15 protein-coding genes are annotated in these 18,248 nt (G+C 59.9%); 7 read left to right on the top strand and 8 right to left on the bottom strand.

Annotation, left to right across the window (positions count from 1 at the left end; translation table 11 throughout):
* Both HB680_RS09210 and HB680_RS09205 read right to left on the bottom strand, forming a co-directional pair.
* Positions 1-960, bottom strand: coding sequence for a MoxR family ATPase (locus tag HB680_RS09210; protein WP_003218556.1), 960 nt, complete (start codon positions 958-960; stop codon positions 1-3).
* A gap of 304 nt (positions 961-1,264) precedes the next feature.
* Positions 1,265-1,618, bottom strand: a complete 354-nt coding sequence (locus HB680_RS09205; protein ID WP_213938187.1) for a hypothetical protein — start codon at positions 1,616-1,618, stop codon at positions 1,265-1,267.
* Between the two features lie 504 nt (positions 1,619-2,122).
* Here HB680_RS09205 and HB680_RS09200 point away from each other — a divergent pair.
* Positions 2,123-7,018, top strand: a complete 4,896-nt coding sequence (locus HB680_RS09200) for an NAD-glutamate dehydrogenase (RefSeq protein ID WP_213938186.1) — start codon at positions 2,123-2,125, stop codon at positions 7,016-7,018.
* 69 nt (positions 7,019-7,087) lie between these two features.
* On the opposite strand, the gene HB680_RS09195 is transcribed toward HB680_RS09200, so the two are convergent.
* The 5 genes from HB680_RS09195 to HB680_RS09175 form a co-directional block, all read right to left on the bottom strand.
* A complete protein-coding gene (locus HB680_RS09195; RefSeq protein ID WP_213938185.1) occupies positions 7,088-8,377 on the bottom strand; it encodes a hypothetical protein in 1,290 nt (429 codons plus the stop codon).
* 268 nt (positions 8,378-8,645) lie between these two features.
* A complete protein-coding gene (locus HB680_RS09190) occupies positions 8,646-9,356 on the bottom strand; it encodes an ATPase (protein ID WP_213938184.1) in 711 nt (236 codons plus the stop codon).
* A 230-nt stretch (positions 9,357-9,586) separates the two neighbouring features.
* Positions 9,587-9,985: a cupin domain-containing protein gene (locus HB680_RS09185; RefSeq protein ID WP_213938183.1), complete on the bottom strand. Its 399-nt coding sequence runs from the start codon at positions 9,983-9,985 to the stop codon at positions 9,587-9,589.
* A 169-nt stretch (positions 9,986-10,154) separates the two neighbouring features.
* Positions 10,155-10,448 carry an antibiotic biosynthesis monooxygenase family protein gene (locus tag HB680_RS09180; protein WP_213938182.1) on the bottom strand — a complete coding sequence of 98 codons (294 nt, stop codon included), beginning with the start codon at positions 10,446-10,448 and terminating at the stop codon, positions 10,155-10,157.
* A gap of 122 nt (positions 10,449-10,570) precedes the next feature.
* The gene (locus HB680_RS09175; protein WP_213938181.1) at positions 10,571-12,004 is read right to left on the bottom strand and encodes a PLP-dependent aminotransferase family protein; all 1,434 of its coding nucleotides are present in this window, start codon (positions 12,002-12,004) and stop codon (positions 10,571-10,573) included.
* Between the two features lie 205 nt (positions 12,005-12,209).
* Between HB680_RS09175 and HB680_RS09170 the strand changes: the two genes are divergently transcribed.
* Complete coding sequence (locus tag HB680_RS09170; RefSeq protein ID WP_213938180.1) at positions 12,210-12,650, top strand: carboxymuconolactone decarboxylase family protein; 441 nt, start codon at positions 12,210-12,212, stop codon at positions 12,648-12,650.
* Positions 12,651-12,774: 124 nt separating this feature from the next.
* On the opposite strand, the gene HB680_RS09165 is transcribed toward HB680_RS09170, so the two are convergent.
* Positions 12,775-13,122, bottom strand: a complete 348-nt coding sequence (locus HB680_RS09165) for a hypothetical protein (protein ID WP_213938179.1) — start codon at positions 13,120-13,122, stop codon at positions 12,775-12,777.
* Between the two features lie 207 nt (positions 13,123-13,329).
* On the opposite strand from HB680_RS09165, the gene HB680_RS09160 reads away from it, so the two are divergent.
* The 5 genes from HB680_RS09160 (at position 13,330) to HB680_RS09140 (ending at position 18,240) form a co-directional block, all read left to right on the top strand.
* Entirely contained in the window at positions 13,330-14,001 is a 672-nt protein-coding gene (locus HB680_RS09160) for a secretin and TonB N-terminal domain-containing protein (RefSeq protein ID WP_256735484.1), read from the top strand.
* The gene (locus HB680_RS09155) at positions 13,998-14,543 is read left to right on the top strand and encodes an RNA polymerase sigma factor (protein ID WP_213938177.1); all 546 of its coding nucleotides are present in this window, start codon (positions 13,998-14,000) and stop codon (positions 14,541-14,543) included. Before HB680_RS09160 ends, HB680_RS09155 begins: the two co-directional genes overlap by 4 nt.
* A gap of 37 nt (positions 14,544-14,580) precedes the next feature.
* Positions 14,581-15,522 (top strand): FecR domain-containing protein, encoded by a 942-nt coding sequence (locus HB680_RS09150; RefSeq protein WP_213938176.1) that lies wholly within the window; start codon positions 14,581-14,583, stop codon positions 15,520-15,522.
* A 466-nt stretch (positions 15,523-15,988) separates the two neighbouring features.
* The gene (locus tag HB680_RS09145; RefSeq protein WP_213938175.1) at positions 15,989-16,600 is read left to right on the top strand and encodes a transposase; all 612 of its coding nucleotides are present in this window, start codon (positions 15,989-15,991) and stop codon (positions 16,598-16,600) included.
* Positions 16,601-16,653: 53 nt separating this feature from the next.
* Positions 16,654-18,240 (top strand): ShlB/FhaC/HecB family hemolysin secretion/activation protein, encoded by a 1,587-nt coding sequence (locus HB680_RS09140; RefSeq protein ID WP_213938174.1) that lies wholly within the window; start codon positions 16,654-16,656, stop codon positions 18,238-18,240.
* Positions 18,241-18,248 lie beyond the last annotated feature (8 nt).

The following is an 18,248-nucleotide window of genomic DNA, read 5'->3' as shown; positions in this document are numbered from 1 at the left end:
TCAAGCGACGGCTACGACGTCGAGAATCCGCTGGACCACCCGGTCCTGGTCGATGCCCGCCGCTTCGGCTTCAAAGGACAGGATGATGCGGTGGCGCAACACGTCGAACAGCACGGCCTGGATGTCTTCCGGGCTGACAAAGTCGCGACCGGCGAGCCAGGCGTGGGCCCGGGCGCAGCGGTCGAGGGCGATGGAGCCACGCGGGCTGGCGCCGTAGGCGATCCACTCGGCCATTTCCGGGTCGAACTTGGCCGGCGTGCGGGTGGCCATGACCAGTTGCACCAGGTATTCCTCCACGGCGTCGGCCATGTACAACCCGAGGATTTCCTTGCGCGCGGCGAAAATCGCCTGCTGGCTGACCCGGCGCTCGGGCTTGGTTTCGCCGTTGAGCGCTTCGCCGCGAGCCTGTTGCAGGATGCGCCGTTCGACGGCGGCGTCCGGGAAACCGATTTTCACGTGCATCAGGAAGCGGTCGAGCTGGGCTTCGGGCAGCGGATACGTGCCTTCCTGCTCGATCGGGTTTTGCGTGGCCATCACCAGGAACAGCGGCGACAACTCGTAAGTGCTGCGCCCGACACTGACCTGACGCTCGGCCATGGCTTCGAGCAGCGCCGATTGCACCTTGGCCGGGGCGCGGTTGATTTCGTCCGCCAGCACCAGGTTATGGAAGATCGGGCCTTGCTGGAACACGAAGCTGCCGGTTTCCGGGCGATAGATCTCGGTGCCGGTGATGTCGGCGGGCAACAGGTCGGGGGTGAACTGGATGCGATGGAATTGCGCTTCGATGCCTTCGGCGAGCTCTTTGATGGCCTTGGTCTTGGCCAGCCCCGGGGCGCCCTCGACCAGCATGTGGCCGTCGGCAAGCAAGGCGATGAGCAAGCGCTCGATGAGTTTTTCCTGGCCGAGAATCTGCGTTGAAAGAAAGGTTCGCAGCGCTAGCAGCGCTTCACGATGTTCCATCGATGACTGTTCCTGGAAAGGGTGACCGAAGACGTTCGAATAACGCCAGGGCTGGGGGCGTTACTTTAATGCATCGCAGGGGGTGGCGACTAACGGCATTTTGTAGAAATGTGCGGATCAGCGCTCGTTAACACGCCTTATGACCGATCGTTCCCACGCGTGGGAACGATCGAGGACAGTGGTGTTCTTTCGGACGCCTTCGCGGGCAAGCCTTGCTCCTACAGGTGACCGCGTCCTGTCAGGTGCATGCGGTCATTGTAGGAGCGAGGCTTGCCCGCGAAGAGGCCGGTACAGGCGCCGAAAATCACAGCTCGCTTATATAAGTGCCAATCCCCTCAAGAATGTTCTGCAACGTTTCTTCCACTTCCGGCAGGTCACTGGCATCAGTGCTGTGAATGATTTCCAGGGAGTCTTCGCCGTTCAGCGCATCGGCGTCAGTCGCCGCGATTTCGATCAGCAGGCGGGTAGCGCTCAGGGTGACTTTCACGCCGTCCAGCGCCGAAGGCTTGTCCTGAAAGATGATCTCCAGTTCGTCCTCGTCCGGGAAACGGCTCATCAGGAACAATTCGCCATCGTCGCTGGTGCAGCAGAGCATGGCCAGGTTGTCTTCTTCGTCATCGCACGGGTTGACGATCAACAGTTCGGTGGTGATTTGCATGGTTGATTCCTGGCTCGACGAGCATCGTGAAGACAAACAAAGGGCGATTCTGCCAGTCGCCGGGAATTTCTGCTCGCCTGAGTGTCAGAGGATGTGTCGTGAACATCCGGTGTGTTGCTGGTCATTTCGGGTACGGACGTGCCGCAAAACCGGGGTTAAACTCCCCGTCTTGCTGTGCGGCTGCTAGTGTTATTCGGTGCGCAAGGCGCAAGCTGCGTGCCGATGACCGAATATGTCGCAGCGCCGCAAGCAGGCACGTTGTCGCACTCGTTAAGCTGCGCATCGAATGGATACCCGTCAAGGCATTGTGCAATTCATCGTACAGTCGTTTTTGCAGATACCCATTCTTGGAAGGTGAATGTGACCTGAGTGTCTCGTCCAGCTTCACCCACCTGTCACCCTGTTTCCTCTGCCCGAGAATCAGGAACAGGGTGACGGATCGCCCCGAAAGGGGTTTTGCACGCGACGCTTCCATCAATAACAAGCCCAAGCGGAGTACCACAGATGGCGTTCTTCACCGCAGCCAGCAAAGCCGACTTCCAGCACCAACTGCAAGCGGCACTGGCGCAGCACATCAGTGAACAGGCACTGCCACAAGTGGCGCTGTTTGCTGAACAATTTTTCGGCATCATTTCCCTCGACGAGCTGACCCAGCGTCGGCTGTCCGACCTCGCTGGCTGTACCCTTTCTGCGTGGCGCCTGCTTGAGCGCTTCGATCACGCGCAACCGCAGGTGCGCGTCTACAACCCCGATTACGAACGCCACGGCTGGCAGTCGACCCACACCGCGGTCGAAGTGCTGCACCACGACTTGCCATTCCTCGTGGACTCGGTGCGTACCGAGCTGAACCGTCGCGGCTACAGCATCCACACCTTGCAAACCACTGTGCTGAGCGTGCGTCGCGGCAGCAAGGGCGAGCTGCTGGAAATCCTGGCCAAAGGCACCCAGGGCGAAGGCATCCTGCAAGAATCGCTGATGTACCTGGAAATCGACCGTTGCGCCAACGCGGCCGAACTGAATGTACTGAGCAAGGAACTGGAACAGGTTCTCGGCGAAGTCCGCGTCGCGGTCGCCGATTTCGAGCCGATGAAAGACAAGGTCCAGGAAATCCTGACCGGTCTGGACAACAGCCAGTTCAAGGTTGACCCGCAAGAAAAAGCCGAAATCAAAAGCTTCCTGGAATGGCTGGTGGGCAACCACTTCACCTTCCTGGGCTACGAAGAATTCGTGGTCAGCGACCAGGCCGACGGCGGCCACATCGAGTACGACCAGAGCTCTTTCCTGGGCCTGACCAAACTGCTGCGCACCGGCCTGACCTACGAAGACCTGCGCATCGAAGACTACGCCGTGAACTACCTGCGCGAACCGACCCTGCTGTCGTTCGCCAAGGCTGCGCACCCAAGCCGCGTACACCGTCCGGCGTACCCGGACTACGTGTCGATCCGTGAAATCGACGCCGACGGCAAAGTCATCAAGGAATGCCGCTTCATGGGCCTGTACACCTCCTCGGTGTATGGCGAGAGCGTGCGGGTCATCCCGTACATCCGCCGCAAGGTCGAAGAAATCGAACGCCGCTCCGGCTTCCAGGCCAAGGCTCACCTGGGCAAGGAACTGGCGCAGGTGGTCGAAGTACTGCCTCGCGACGATCTGTTCCAGACCCCGGTGGACGAGCTGTTCAGCACCGTGATGTCGATCGTGCAGATCCAGGAACGCAACAAGATCCGCGTGTTCCTGCGCAAAGACCCGTACGGCCGTTTCTGCTACTGCCTGGCCTACGTGCCGCGCGACATCTACTCCACCGAAGTGCGCCAGAAGATCCAGCAAGTGCTGATGGATCGCCTGAAAGCCTCGGATTGCGAGTTCTGGACGTTCTTCTCCGAGTCCGTACTGGCCCGTGTCCAGCTGATTCTGCGGGTTGATCCGAAGAACCGCCTGGACATCGACCCGGTCCTGCTGGAAAAAGAAGTGGTCCAGGCCTGCCGCAGTTGGCAGGACGACTACGCCAGCCTGGTAGTAGAAAGCTTCGGCGAAGCCCACGGCACCAACGTGCTGGCCGACTTCCCGAAAGGCTTCCCGGCCGGTTACCGCGAGCGTTTCGCGGCGCATTCGGCCGTGGTCGACATGCAGCACCTGTTGAGCCTGACCGAAAAAAACCCGCTGGTGATGAGCTTCTATCAGCCGCTGGGCCAGGTGTCCGGTCAGCGCGAGTTGCATTGCAAGCTGTATCACGCCGATACCCCGCTGGCCCTGTCCGACGTGTTGCCGATCCTGGAAAACCTCGGCCTGCGCGTGCTGGGTGAATTCCCGTATCGCCTGCGTCACAACAGCGGCCGTGAGTTCTGGATTCACGACTTCGCATTCACTGCCGCTGAAGGCCTGGAACTCGACATCCAGCAACTCAACGACACGCTGCAGGACGCGTTTGTCCACATTGTGCGTGGCGATGCCGAGAACGATGCGTTCAACCGTCTGGTGCTGACCGCCGGCCTGCCATGGCGTGATGTGGCGCTGCTGCGTGCCTACGCTCGCTACATGAAGCAGATTCGTCTGGGCTTCGACCTGGGCTACATCGCCACCACCCTGACCAACCACACCGACATCGCTCGCGAGTTGACCCGGTTGTTCAAGACCCGTTTCTACCTGGCGCGCAAGCTCGGTACCGACGACCTGGAAGACAAGCAGCAACGCCTGGAACACGCGATCCTGGCTGCGCTGGACGACGTTCAGGTGCTGAACGAAGACCGGATCCTGCGTCGTTACCTTGACCTGATCAAGGCAACCCTGCGGACCAACTTCTACCAGACCGATGCCCGTGGTCAGAACAAGTCCTACTTCAGTTTCAAGTTCAATCCGCACCAGATTCCCGAGCTGCCGAAGCCAGTACCGAAGTTCGAAATCTTCGTCTACTCGCCTCGCGTCGAAGGCGTGCACCTGCGCTTCGGTAACGTCGCGCGTGGCGGTCTGCGCTGGTCCGACCGTGAAGAAGACTACCGCACCGAAGTGCTGGGCCTGGTAAAAGCCCAGCAAGTGAAGAACTCGGTGATCGTGCCGGTCGGCGCCAAGGGCGGCTTCCTGCCGCGTCGCCTGCCACTGGGTGGCGGTCGCGACGAAATCGCGGCCGAGGGCATCGCCTGCTACCGCATCTTCATCTCGGGCCTGTTGGACATCACCGACAACCTGAAAGACGGCGCGCTGGTTCCGCCGGCCAACGTCGTGCGTCATGACGACGATGACCCGTACCTCGTCGTTGCCGCGGACAAGGGCACTGCGACCTTCTCCGACATCGCCAACGGCATCGCCATCGACTACGGTTTCTGGCTGGGTGACGCGTTCGCTTCCGGTGGTTCTGCCGGTTACGACCACAAGAAAATGGGCATCACCGCCAAAGGCGCGTGGGTCGGCGTACAACGCCACTTCCGCGAACGCGGCATCAATGTCCAGGAAGACAGCATCACTGTCGTGGGCGTCGGCGACATGGCCGGTGACGTGTTCGGTAACGGTTTGTTGATGTCCGACAAACTGCAACTGGTCGCAGCCTTCAACCACCTGCACATCTTCATCGACCCGAATCCGCAACCGGCCAACAGCTTCGTCGAGCGTCAGCGCCTGTTCGATCTGCCGCGTTCGGCCTGGACCGATTACGACACCAGCATCATGTCCGAAGGCGGCGGGATCTTCTCCCGCAGCGCGAAAAGCATCGCGATTTCCCCGCAGATGAAAGAGCGCTTCGACATCAAGGCTGACAAGCTGACCCCGACCGAACTGCTGAACGCCTTGCTCAAGGCCCCGGTAGACCTGTTGTGGAACGGTGGTATCGGTACTTACGTCAAAGCCAGCACCGAAAGCCACGCCGATGTCGGCGACAAGGCCAACGATGCACTGCGCGTGAACGGCAACGAACTGCGCTGCAAAGTCGTGGGCGAGGGCGGTAACCTCGGGATGACCCAACTGGGTCGCGTCGAATTCGGCCTCAATGGCGGCGGCTCCAACACCGACTTCATCGACAACGCCGGTGGCGTGGACTGCTCCGACCACGAAGTCAACATCAAGATCCTGCTGAACGAAGTGGTTCAGGCCGGTGACATGACCGACAAGCAACGTAACCAGTTGCTGGCGAGCATGACCGACGAAGTCGGCAATCTGGTGCTGGGCAACAACTACAAGCAGACTCAGGCCCTGTCCCTGGCGGCACGCCGCGCTTTCGTGCGGATCGCTGAGTACAAGCGCCTGATGAACGATCTGGAAGGCCGCGGCAAGCTGGATCGCGCCATCGAGTTCCTGCCGAACGAGGAAGTGCTGGCTGAACGCATCGCGGCGGGCCATGGCCTGACCCGTGCCGAACTGTCGGTGCTGATCTCGTACAGCAAGATCGACCTCAAGGAAGCGCTGCTCAACTCCCTGGTGCCGGACGACGATTACCTGACCCGCGACATGGAAACCGCTTTCCCGCCGAGTCTGGTGAGCAAGTTCTCCGAAGCCATGCGTCGTCACCGTCTGAAGCGCGAAATCGTCAGCACCCAGATCGCCAACGATCTGGTGAACCACATGGGCATCACCTTCGTTCAACGACTCAAAGAGTCGACCGGCATGAGCCCGGCGAACGTGGCGGGCGCCTACGTGATCGTGCGTGACATTTTCCATCTCCCGCATTGGTTCCGTCAGATTGAAGCCCTGGACTACCAGGTTTCCGCTGATGTGCAACTGGAGCTGATGGACGAGCTGATGCGTCTGGGCCGCCGGGCGACCCGCTGGTTCCTGCGCAGCCGTCGCAACGAGCAGAACGCTGCCCGTGACGTCGCGCACTTCGGTCCACATCTGGCAGCGCTGGGCCTCAAGCTCGACGAACTGCTGGAAGGCCCGACCCGCGAAGGCTGGCAGACCCGTTATCAGGCCTACGTCGCTGCTGGCGTGCCTGAGTTGCTGGCGCGCATGGTTGCAGGTACCACGCACCTGTACACCTTGCTGCCGATCATCGAAGCCGCCGACGTCACCGGTCAAAACCCGGCCGACGTGGCCAAGGCGTACTTCGCCGTGGGCAGCGCGCTGGACATCACCTGGTACCTGCAACAGATCAGCGCTCTGCCGGTTGAAAACAACTGGCAGGCCCTGGCCCGTGAAGCCTTCCGCGATGATGTGGACTGGCAGCAACGTGCAATCACCATCTCGGTCCTGCAACAGGGCGACGGCACCCAGGACGTGGAAACACGTCTGGCGCTGTGGATGGAAGAGCACGAAGGCATGATCGAACGCTGGCGCGCCATGCTGGTGGAAATCCGTGCCGCCAGCGGTACGGACTACGCCATGTATGCAGTGGCCAACCGTGAACTGCTGGACTTGGCGTTGAGCGGGCAGGCGGTTGTGCCTGCTGTTGCGGCGCTGGAGCTGGAGCCGGCGGCCTGATTTTAGGCGCTGAATGAAAAAACCCGCTTTGAAAGAAGCGGGTTTTTTTATGCACGACAACCAGGATCGTCAATGTTGATAGCGAACTACCGCACATTTTGGCCGCGTACCAACTTCAGCCTCCAGCAAGCCGCACGCCAGGATTTGTCCATTTTTTTGCAAGGCGACTCGGTTTATTTGACGATGGTCCGGTATTGGCACAATCCCCGTGATATCGCCGAAGGTTTCGTCAGGTTTGCCGTCTTTCAAAAAACGAGCAATCACTCCACGCATTTCATAGGTAGGTAAAGGTTGATAGTGTCCTACAGCGACTATTTTGCTGTCGGGCTGTTCTACCGCTGCCCACCATATCAGCGCATAGCCCTTATTGCTAAGTAGTGGCCTGCCACCATTGAACATCGCGTTGAAACTGCCCGTATGATTCAATTTTGCCAATAGGCCCTCGGTCGGAGCGCCTAACGGTGCTTTACATCCGACGAGCAAAACCTGATTGTTTTTTTGCAAGGGCAAATCCCATAGTTCTGCCTGAAGGTCAGGTTCAAACTGGACCCAGCCCTGCGACCCAAACCCGGGCTCAAGCATCCCATCTTCTTTGTAGCGCAGGCAAATCGGGTACGTTCTCCTGGTCCCTCCACCAGGGATCGAACGGAAACCACTGACAACAATGTGGTTTGCATCCTGCGCGTTGACACAGGTGAAATGGATACTATCGATGGGGTGATGCACGTTGGTGTAGCCCGTACCGTTGAAGGTTTTGTCGAGGCGGCCATCGCTGTTGAGTCGAATCACTGAGCCTCCGAGGTCGAAAAGCCAGTCATGGGCACACAGCACAATTTTTCCGTCCGCCAAAACCATGTGCTCGGATGCCCCGAAACCGGCCTGTTCGAGTAATTCGCGTGGTTCGGAGGGCTGGGCGGCTGGCTTGGGGGGAGGCAGCAACACCCGCCCGCGAAGGCCAAAGCTTTCATCCAGTTTTCCTTTGGCGTCATAGCGTGCCGCTCCTGGCCAGCGTATGAACTGATTCGCTATGCTGCGACCCTGTCCTGTGACCAAAATTTGGTTGCCGTCCTCCGAGACCGAAATGCCCGAGGGTATGGAGCGAAATGCTTTGTCGAACGTTTCGCTGACATATCCATGCAAACCAAATCGAGTATCGATCACGCCGTCGGGCGTCATGCGCGTGAGAATGAAGTTTCCTTCGTTATTCGAATGTGCTCCTGCAATGTAGACATAGCCATTGAGATCCTGTGCCATAGCCGATGGGGAAACCATGTGTTCAATCACGCAGCTGCCGCGCGTGCCGAAAGAAAAATCCCTTTCTCCCGGTGCGAGCGTTGTTTGAGTAGAGGATCTGCTCATTTTCAAGTCTCCTGCATGCATGATAATCGGACCAAGTCTAGGAACAACGCTGAGCCGAGAACTGCCTTGGACTTTCGAGTAAATGAGCTATTGCGTGGAATGTCTACTGTCAGAGTTGACAGTTGATTAATGGTGTCTTGAGGCAAACGGTGGGTATTTCTGAGTTCGTTGAGTGTTTGAGAGGGACGCTTCGCGGGCAAGCCTCGCTCCTACATTGGAATGCGATCAACTGTAGGAGCGAGGCTTGCCCGCGAAGAGACCATCCGCCTCAATACAACTTTTGATCTCTATTAACACTGATCATCGACACATTACTTGTCGGCCTGGCCAACAAATTACTGAGCGACTGGTCAAACTTCTGCAATGCCCGAACTTGCACATCCTGTTGCTGATTAATATCCGCGACAATCTCTTCGCTGCGTTTGAAGTCAGCCCAGACAGGACTTAGCGATTTGCCGTCGTGCCCCTTCGCTGTGCCGATGTAGTTGAACTTCGCATCATAGAAATCGGCACTGATATCAGCCTTGATATCCGAACTGCGCGACGTCATCAGTTGGCTGTGGGTGTCGACGATGGCGGCCACATCCGGCCGGGCGGCTTGCAAGCTTTGCAGGTCGGGATAGACCGTCACCGAGCCGAACTGGCGCTGCAGCGAGGCTTTGACCCCGTCCACGGCAAAGTCCGGATTGGACGTGGCCACGTAGGCGTCGCGGATCGGCTGCACCATCAGGCTCTGGCCGAAACCGGTGCCGGCGTTGGCCTGGTAGTGGCGCAGGTATTCACGGTTGGCCTGAGTGGAAGGGCTGAAGACGATGCCCAGGGAAACATCGCCGCCATTGGCCACGCGGGTGGCACTGGAACGGCCGACCGGTGCGCTGAACATCGTGTCCAGGGACGACACGGCGTTGGGGGCGGTGGGCACCGAGCAACCGGCTAATAGCGCGGCAATCGTCAACGTACTGACAAACGCAAGTTTCATGGTGTTTCTCCAGTGAAACAACTTGAGTCGAAAAGTTGATAGTTGCCGGTACTGGCCGGCAGTGGTTCCAGCCTAAACCCCTATGGCCTGAATGAAATCGTCCATGAATACACTTATAGACTGATCCATAGTTTTGTTTGATGTAAAAGTTTTCATCTAAGTGCTCGCGGTAATAAAAAGGCCCGAATCATCGATTCGAGCCTTTTTATTTATGGCTGATGCACTAGCGATCAGTTTTTCAAGGGGACCAATACTTTCTCGTCCGGCGACAACACCATGAACACCAGCAACTTGGCGGGTTTGGTGGCGCTGGCGTTTTTTGAGATCAAATGCTCGGAGCCGGCCGGTTCATACCAGAATTCACCGGTCTTGTAGGTGATCGCTTTCTGGCCCTTGACCTGGGAAGTGACCTGGCCTTGCAGCACGTAAGCCATGGCCGTGCCGTCATGTTTGTGGGCGATGGAGGATTGGCCCGGTTTGTAGTCGACCTCGATCATCATGGCTTTTTTACCGGGCACGTTTTGCAGCAGTTCGTCCTGCAATACCGTGACTTTTTCCGAGGGGTCGTGGGCGAAGGCCGAGGCAGAAACGCTCAGGGCGAGGGCGGCCAGTAAACGCAAAGCTTTCATGGTTGATCACCTGGGGTGGTTAGTCGTCAGGGACCACAGTAAGCCGCGGGTTCGGGCAATAAAACGGCCAATTTTCGGGAAGGTGAGGGGACCAATCAATGAAAGCAAAATCGATCCACGTAGCAGCTGTCGAGCAGCGCGAGGCAGCTGCTACGGGGCGGCGCACGGTTTAAACGATCGGGAAGCTGTTGAAGTCCACGGCATTGGCCAAACGGCTATCAATCAAACCAATAAAACCCTGCACTTCCGGGCAGTTGAAATGTGACTGCATCGCCGCTTCCGATTGCCAGCGGGCGCTGACGTTCCAGCGGTTGCTGTCCTCGGGGCAGCGGTCGACCATGTAGGAATCGCAGCCCGGAAGTTCGCGCAGGGTGTCTACAATCTTTTGCAGTTGCTTGCCCAGTTCTTCCGAGCGGCCGGCGGCGGCCTGCACCCTGACGGTATTGATCACTTCGTTGGACATTACTCACACTCCTGAATCAGGCCGGACGAATCCTGCTCATTGAGGGATAACGCCCCTGCAGAATAGGCCTGCGGGGCGGGACCGCCAATAGCCAATCGCCGGATAAACTCGCAGACCAATCGTCAGGCGACCTGCTGCAAAATGTCGCGCACGCGGTCCAGCGCGGTGTCGATGTCCAGGGTTTCAATCGCGCCAAACCCCATGAGCAGCCCGGCGCGCGGTGCTTGCTGATAGAAAAAGCCCTCAATCGAATAGAGCCCGACTTCGACTTTTTTCGCCAGTTCGATGACCAGCGCGACATCGATTGGCACCTTGCACAGCGCCACCATGTGAAACCCGGCGACCGTCGGCACGGCTTCCAGCCACGGTGACAGGTCACCGGCCATGCGCGCCAGGATCCGCTCGCGACGCCCGGCGTAGATGGTGTGGCAGCGGCGGATGTGCTTGAGCAGGCAGCCCTCGGCGATGAACTTGGCCAGCGCCCATTGCGGCAGGGTCGAGGTATGCAGGTCGGTGAGTTGCTTGGCGCGGATCACCGCTTCAAGGATCGCCGGCGGCAGGATCGCGTAACCGAGTCGTAGCTCCGGCAGCAGGGTTTTCGAGAAGGTGCCGACGTAGGCGACGATGCCGCGCTCGTCCATGCTTTGCAACGAATCGGTGGGCCGGCCTTCGTAGCGGAATTCGCTGTCGTAATCGTCCTCGATAATGATCGCGCCCAGCTCATAGGCTCGTTCCAGCAGGGCTTCACGGCGTGCCTGGCTCATGGGCATGCCCAGCGGGAACTGGTGGGACGGCGTGACATATATCAGCCGCGTCCCGTCCGGAATCAAATCGACCTGAATGCCTTCGGCGTCTACCGGCACCCCGACCACCGTGGCCCCGTGGCTGCCGAACAACAGACGCGCCGGCGGATAACCTGGGTCTTCCATTGCCACCAGACTGCCCGGCCGGATCAGCACCCGGCCAATCAGGTCCAGGGCTTGTTGCGCACCGTTGCACACCACCACGTCTTCATCCTGGCAATTGACCCCGCGGGAAAACGCGATGTGCCGGGCAATCGCATTACGCAGCGCCGGCAGGCCTTCGGGCAAGCTGTAGAACCCCTTGGAACCGGCTATCTGCCGCAACGCGTGGGAGGTGCAGCGCCGCCAGTCGTCTTGGGGGAATTGGCCCTTGCTGGTGGCGCCGCCGATAAAGTCATAGCGCAGCGAGCCTTCCAGCGTCGGGTGGCGCAGGAACACTGGCAGGTTGCGCCAAGACTCGATGACCTCGCTGCCGGCCAGTTCCGAATGGCTCTGCTTGCGCTGGATTTTTGCCGGCCGCGCGTTGACGTAGGTGCCTTTGCCGGTCACGCCAGTGAGGAAGTTTTCGTAAGTCAGTTGCGAGTACGTGTCGGAAATGGTCTTGCGTGAAATCCCCAGTTGTTCGGCCAGCAAACGGCTGGGCGGCAACTGCGTGCCGGCTGCCAGGCGACCGGTTTCGATGGCGCTGCGCAGTTGTTGGTACAACTGGCCTGCCAGGTCCTTGCGGCCGTTGATGACAACATGAAGTTCCATACCGGCGGGGCTCCTGGGGCGGTGAGGCGACTGTGGGTCGCGCCAGATTACCCTCATTGCGTCGCTGCATAGAAGTTGCGTGGGCAAAAAGCGCCGGATTGGTCTGTTGTCGGGTGGTCCATGGGTTTTTCGTGGAATTGGATCTGTAACGCGGCTGCATCAACGCCTACCTTGGCAAAACACATTCGCGCTTCGAGGCCACGCCATGAATCCCCGCCTGGACTACTACAGCGCCTCGCCCAAAGCGATGAAAGCCATGATTGCCATGGAAGCGCTGACCAGCAACCTGAGCATCGAGCCGGCGCTGTTGCACCTGATCAAAATCCGCGCCTCGCAACTCAACGGCTGCGCGTTTTGCACCGACATGCACTCGGTGGATGCGCGTCGTTTGGGCGAGACGGACCGGCGTTTGTATTCGATTGTGGTCTGGCGCGACAGCGGCTTCTTCAACCCTCGGGAGCGGGCGGCGCTGGCCTGGACGGAAGCGGTGACGTTGCTTGCCGAGAGTTATGTGCCGGACGAAGTTTATGCACTGGCGCGTGAGCAATTCAGTGAAGGTGAACTGGTGGATTTGACCATCGCCGTGACCACGATCAATAGCTGGAATCGGTTGGCGGTGAGCTTCCGCCAGACCCCCAGCGACTGAAAATCCAGTGCCAGGCACAAAACATTGTGGGAGCGGGCTTACTCGCGAATGCGGTGTATCAGTCACCATCAACGTCGCCTGACACTCCGCTTTCGCGAGCAAGCCCGCTCCCACAAGGGGATGATCATTTGCCAATGATTAGCGGTGAACCACCACCCGTAGCCGCCGGCCGCTGCGGCTTCACCGATGTTCCAAACGTATTGCCCATCCGCGTTCCGGTCGCCGCCGGCGTCGCTAACCCCAGCTGATTCGGTGGTCGCTTGTTCACCGGCACATTCATCGCTTCCTGATTCTTCTGCACCGCCGCCGCGCCTTCGGGATTGTTGCCCATCTGCTGGCTCAGGCAATTGTAGTCCGGCGCCTTGTAGCCGCCGACACTGACCTCGACACAACCCAGCGGTTCTTCAGCCAGCGCCGTGGTCGCGCCCACCGTCAGCAGCACGCCTGCCGTCACGTTCAATAGGTGTTTCATCACTGGCCTCCTGGCCGGCCCGGTCGGGCCGCTCTGGGGGTGAGTCTAGTGCATAGCGCTTGGCCATCCCGTGATGGTTTTTTTGCACCGGCCGTCACACCAGAGTCATATACAGCCCTCAGGATGACGGTTTTCAGGGGTACGTCAGCCGTGCAGCGAGGCAGAGCCAGGGACGGACGTCGAGATTCAGAAATGGGGGCTCGGGGCTTGTTGCGCGGTGCTGTGTGCCTGTGGCTGTTGATCTGGCTGCTGCCGGCCTGCGCGGACGTCGCGCCGCCCCAAGCCTGGAACACCTACGACATTTCGGCCCAGGAACTGAGCGGCGCCCTCGAAGCGTTCAGCCGCAGCAGTGGCATGGCGGTGCTGGTGGATCGCCAATTGACGCGCGGTCGGCGTTCGATCGGGGTGCAAGGCCGACTGACCGCCACTCAGGCCTTGAACACCTTGCTCGTCGGCACCGGATTGATGGCGCGTTACGCCCGGGCGGATGCATTCACCTTGCAGGTCGCGCAAGTTGCGCCGGTGCCGTTGCCACCGGGGATTTCGGCCGGTGGCAGCCAGGTCGGCAGTAGTTACGCACTGGCGATTCAATCGGCCATCGAGCGTCGTTTGTGCTCCTCACCCTTGACCCGGCCCGGTGATTACCGCGCGCTGCTGCAAGTGTGGATCGGCCGCGATGGCGCGGTGCAACACAGCCGCCTGGTCACCTCCAGTGGCGATACACAACGTGATGCAGCGCTGGTGGACAGCGTGCAACACCTCAGGATCGAACGGTCGCCGCCCAGCTCATTGCGCCAACCGGTGACCCTGCTTCTCGTACCGAACTTGTCAGGAAAACGCATGGAATGCACACAGCAGCAAGGAGCCTTCGGGGCATGAAAGACAGCGGACAGAGTTCGATGGTCAGGCTGTTTCTGACGTCCTACGACGATTTCAAGGTGCGCCTGCGACGCCGTCTCGGCTCCGAGGACCTGGCCAACGACGTGCTGCACGAAACCTACTTGCGGGTCGACCGCATGGAGACGCCGCCGAATATCGTGCAGCCCAACGCCTACCTCTATCGCATGGCCCTGAACATCGCCGCCGATCGGCGTCAGGCTGATGCTCGTTTGCTCACCGGCAGTGAAGTGGAGGAGCTGTTGCAGATGTCCGACGACGCCCAGGACCCGGCGCGGGTGGTGGGCGGGCAGAAAGAGATCCAGACCCTGCTCAAGGCCCTTTACGAACTGCCGGCGCGGCGGCGCAAAATCTTTATCGCCGCGCGGCTGGAAGAGGCGCCGCACCTGGAAATCTCCCAGCGTTTCGGCATTTCCACGCGCATGGTCGAGAAGGAAATCAAAGCCGCGTTGGGGCACTGCGCGGCACGTCTGGAAAGAAAAGTGATTCAGCGGTTCGGTCCCGGGGCAGGAAAACCGTCTTGAAAGTAGAGAATGAACTAATCCGTGAGTATCCCCGCGCTTGAACATCTTCCGTTTCCCATCGCCTGAGCCTTCACCCGAAGATCGCTTGCACTGCGAAGCCCGGGACTGGCTGATCCTGCTGACCTCCGGCCAAGCCACTGCCGCCGACGCCCGGGCCTTGCGTCAGTGGTGCGCGCAAAGCGCCGAACATGCCCAGGCGTTTGAGCGGGCCAAGGCGTTATGGCACGGCTTGAAACCGGCGGCCGAGGCCTTGCAGGCGCCGCGGCATTTCGGCCGTCGGGCGTTTCTCGGCGGTGCGGTAGCGGCCTCGGCGGCGTTCTTGCTGGTGCGATACAGCGTGCCGGGCGGTTTCTCCGGGATAGGCGCGGATTACATCACTGAAGTCGGCGAACAGCGCCGGTTTGACCTGGGCGACGGCGTCAGCCTCGAACTCAACACCCAGACCCGCGTCAGCCGCCGGACAATGGCCGACGGTGCACAAGGCATCGAGCTGTTGAGCGGCGAAGTCGAAGTGTTGGCGCGGCAGACCACACCGCTGAAAGTCCAGGCCGGGGCCGGTTGGTTGAGTGCCAGCCAGGCGCGTTTCAACCTGCGCAACACCGACCAGAGCGTGTGTGTGACCTGCCTCGACGGCACCTTGCAAGTGGACGTGCAAGGCCAGCGGATTCGCCTGGAATCAGGCCAGCAACTGACCTACACCGCCCAGCAAGTCAGCGCCCCGAAAACCGTCGACACCTCGGCGGTAATCGCCTGGCGTCAGCAAGTGCTGGTGTTCAACGACGCGACGCTGAGCCAGGTGATCGATGAGATCAACCGCTATCGGCCGGGGATGTTGCTGCTGCTCAACGCCGAGTTGGGTAAACGCAAGGTCCAGGCGCGGTTCAGCCTGGACCAACTGGCCGGAGTGGCGTTGTTGATCCGTGATGCGTATGGCGCGACGTGTACGGAATTGCCGGGTGGGGTGGTGGTGCTCAGTTGATTCTGTGCGGACTGAACTGACCCCTTCGCGAGCAAGCTTTGCTCCTACAGAGGTTTTGCGTCATACACAAAATTCTCATCCACCGCAGATCCCCTGTGGGAGCGGGCTTGCTCGCGAAAGCGATGGGCCAGTCACCATCCATCCTGCATGTGAAACCGTCTTCGCGAGCAAGCTTTGCTCCTACGGAGGTTTTGCGTCATACGAATATTTGCGTACACCGCAGATCCCCTGTGGGAGCGGGCTTGCTCGCGAAAGCGGTGGGTCAGTCACCATCCATCCTGAATGTGAAACCATCTTCGCGAGCAAGCTTTGCTCCTACAGGGGCGTGTGTAGCCCAAGCCTGAGATGAAGCTTTCATGACAAAAGTTCGGTAGCACATCGCCAGTCCGGTCATGCCTATGTGACGCGCTTGAGGGGGCCTTCGGGCCACTTTTTTAAGCCGAGGCGGGACGCCGGGAGTGAGGCAATGGGGACTATGGAACGCTACTCGAAAGTGGGCATGCAAGAGCTCGATCAACGCTTGTCGAAGATCGTCGAAGCGGCGCGCAAGAAGCCGGTTTCGGTGTATCGCTACGGCGCGCCGTGGGTCTGGATCGTGTCGCAGGATGACTGGCAGGGCGCTCTGAAAGAGGTGTCCAGCTACATTCCGCCAGGTCATTCCCTGGTGCTGCTGCGCCCACAAATCGATGACCTGCTCGATGACCATCGCGACGTGTTGGCCGGCCTCAACGCCGAGCCCGGCATGCTCATCGCCCCGCAAACAGTCATGCACATCCTGCTGTTGCAGCTGCTGTATTCGGTGCCCAGCGAGCAGCAACTCTACGAGCAGCTCAATTACAACCTGCTGTTCCGCTGGTTCGTCGGCCTGGACCTGAATCAAAAGGTCTGGAGCTTCAACGTGCTCAGTCACGACATCGCCACCCTGCTGAACAACCCGCGGGCGGTGCAACTGATCCAGAAAATCATTGGCGAAGTGTTCTGCGGTGCCTTGCTGCAAATGCCCGAGTTCTCCTTGAACTTCGCGCTGCTGCACACCTGGCTGGGCAAACACGCCGCGACATCGACAGCAAGCAATTGAGTGGGCCAAACGCCGGACAAACGGCGACGGTCATTTCGAATTCAGGGGGTGGTGTGGAGCATCTTTTCAAGACGCGGCTGGCGCTGTGGGGCTGGCTGCTGGTGACGGCGAGCGCGCAACCGGCATGGGCCGAGGACGCCGTGCCGGCCAAATTGGTCGATGTGAACGAGTACTTCGTGCGCGGCAACACCGTGCTCGATGCCCGGGCCATTGAAGAAGCGGTGTATCCGTTTCTCGGCCCGCAAAAAGCCCTGACCGATATCGAAGGCGCCCGCGAGGCCTTGCAAAAGGCCTATCAGGCGCGCGGCTATCAATCGGTATTCGTCGAATTGCCGGAGCAGAAAGTCGAGGACGGCATCGTCTACCTGCACGTCAGCGAAACCAAGGTCGGCCGTGTGCGCGTGGTCGGCGCCAAGCACTATTCGCCACTGGATATCCGCGAAGACGTGTCTGCATTGAAGGAAGGCGAGGTGCCGGATTTCAGCAAGGTCCAGGGCGAACTGGCGCAACTGAACAAGACCCCCGGCCGTCAGGTGATGCCACTTGTGCGTGAAGGCCAGCGCCCCGGGACCATGGACGTGGACTTGCAGGTCGAGGACCAGAGCCCGTGGCAGGCCAGCATCGGCCTGAACAACGACTACAGCGCCGACACCGAGAAGCTGCGCACCGTCACCAGCCTGGGCTACAACAACCTCTGGCAACTGGGGCACAGCATTTCCCTGACCTTCTTCACCGCACCCCAGGACACCGACAACGCCAAGGTCTGGTCCGGCTCCTACACCGCGCCATTGAACGAGCGCTGGAGCGTGCAGTTCTCCGGCTACCAGTCCGACAGCAACGTTGCCACCATCGGCGGCAGCAACGTGTTGGGCAAGGGCCATTCCTACGGCGTGTCGGCGATCTACACGCTGCCGTCCAGCGGCAACTGGTCCAACTCGCTGTCCGCCGGCATCGACTTCAAGGACTTCGACGAGCAACTGACCCTCGGCGGCGAAAGCGACAAGGTGCCGCTCAAATACGCGCCATTCACCTTCGCCTACAACGGCTTTCGCTACACCGAAAGCAGTCAGTTGGGACTCGGCCTGAGCCTGGTGGCCGGCACCCGCAGCCTGTTTGGCTACGGCAGTTCCGACGAAGATTTCGACTACAAGCGCTACCGCGCCAGCCCCAGTTTCGCCGTGCTCAAGGGCGACACCAATTACACCTACACCTTCGCCAGCGACTGGCAGACCGCGAGCAAAGCCGCGTTCCAGTTGGCCTCCGGGCCACTGGTTTCCAACGAGCAATTTTCTGCCGGTGGCGCGACTTCAGTGCGCGGTTACCTGGCCGCTGAACGCACCGGTGATGACGGCGTTTTGCTGAGTCAGGAGCTGCGCACGCCATCGCTGGCCAAGTACCTCGGTCCTTACGTTCAGGAGTGGCGCTTCTATGCCTTCGCCGAAGGCGCCCAGTTGTACCTGCGCGACGAACTGCCTGATCAGGACGCCGATTACGCCTTGGCCAGTGTCGGCCTGGGTACCCGCGCTAGCCTGAGCAAGTGGCTGTCCGGCAGCGTGGATTGGGGCTATCCGCTGCTCGAAGGGCCGAACACGCAAAAACACGATTCGCGCCTGCATTTCAACCTTCAGGCCACATTCTAAAAGGAGCA

Origin of the sequence: Pseudomonas sp. dw_612, assembly GCF_018449725.1 — a bacterium.
In the GTDB taxonomy this organism is placed as follows: Bacteria; Pseudomonadota; Gammaproteobacteria; order Pseudomonadales; family Pseudomonadaceae; genus Aquipseudomonas.
Note: the sequence above shows the minus strand (reverse complement) of the source record. Positions and strands in the feature narration are given on the sequence as shown.

Bases quoted from the DNA above. Each gene is read 5' to 3' on its own strand.
- HB680_RS09175 (WP_213938181.1), bottom strand. From the start codon at position 12,004: ATGGAACTTCATGTTGTCATCAACGGCCGCAAGGACCTGGCAGGCCAG.
- HB680_RS09165 (WP_213938179.1), bottom strand. From the start codon at position 13,122: ATGAAACACCTATTGAACGTGACGGCAGGCGTGCTGCTGACGGTGGGC.
- HB680_RS09200 (WP_213938186.1), top strand. From the start codon at position 2,123: ATGGCGTTCTTCACCGCAGCCAGCAAAGCCGACTTCCAGCACCAACTG.
- HB680_RS09155 (WP_213938177.1), top strand. From the start codon at position 13,998: ATGAAAGACAGCGGACAGAGTTCGATGGTCAGGCTGTTTCTGACGTCC.
- HB680_RS09145 (WP_213938175.1), top strand. From the start codon at position 15,989: ATGGGGACTATGGAACGCTACTCGAAAGTGGGCATGCAAGAGCTCGAT.
- HB680_RS09170 (WP_213938180.1), top strand. From the start codon at position 12,210: ATGAATCCCCGCCTGGACTACTACAGCGCCTCGCCCAAAGCGATGAAA.
- HB680_RS09210 (WP_003218556.1), bottom strand. From the start codon at position 960: ATGGAACATCGTGAAGCGCTGCTAGCGCTGCGAACCTTTCTTTCAACG.
- HB680_RS09190 (WP_213938184.1), bottom strand. From the start codon at position 9,356: ATGAAACTTGCGTTTGTCAGTACGTTGACGATTGCCGCGCTATTAGCC.
- HB680_RS09180 (WP_213938182.1), bottom strand. From the start codon at position 10,448: ATGTCCAACGAAGTGATCAATACCGTCAGGGTGCAGGCCGCCGCCGGC.
- HB680_RS09195 (WP_213938185.1), bottom strand. From the start codon at position 8,377: ATGAGCAGATCCTCTACTCAAACAACGCTCGCACCGGGAGAAAGGGAT.
- HB680_RS09185 (WP_213938183.1), bottom strand. From the start codon at position 9,985: ATGAAAGCTTTGCGTTTACTGGCCGCCCTCGCCCTGAGCGTTTCTGCC.
- HB680_RS09205 (WP_213938187.1), bottom strand. From the start codon at position 1,618: ATGCAAATCACCACCGAACTGTTGATCGTCAACCCGTGCGATGACGAA.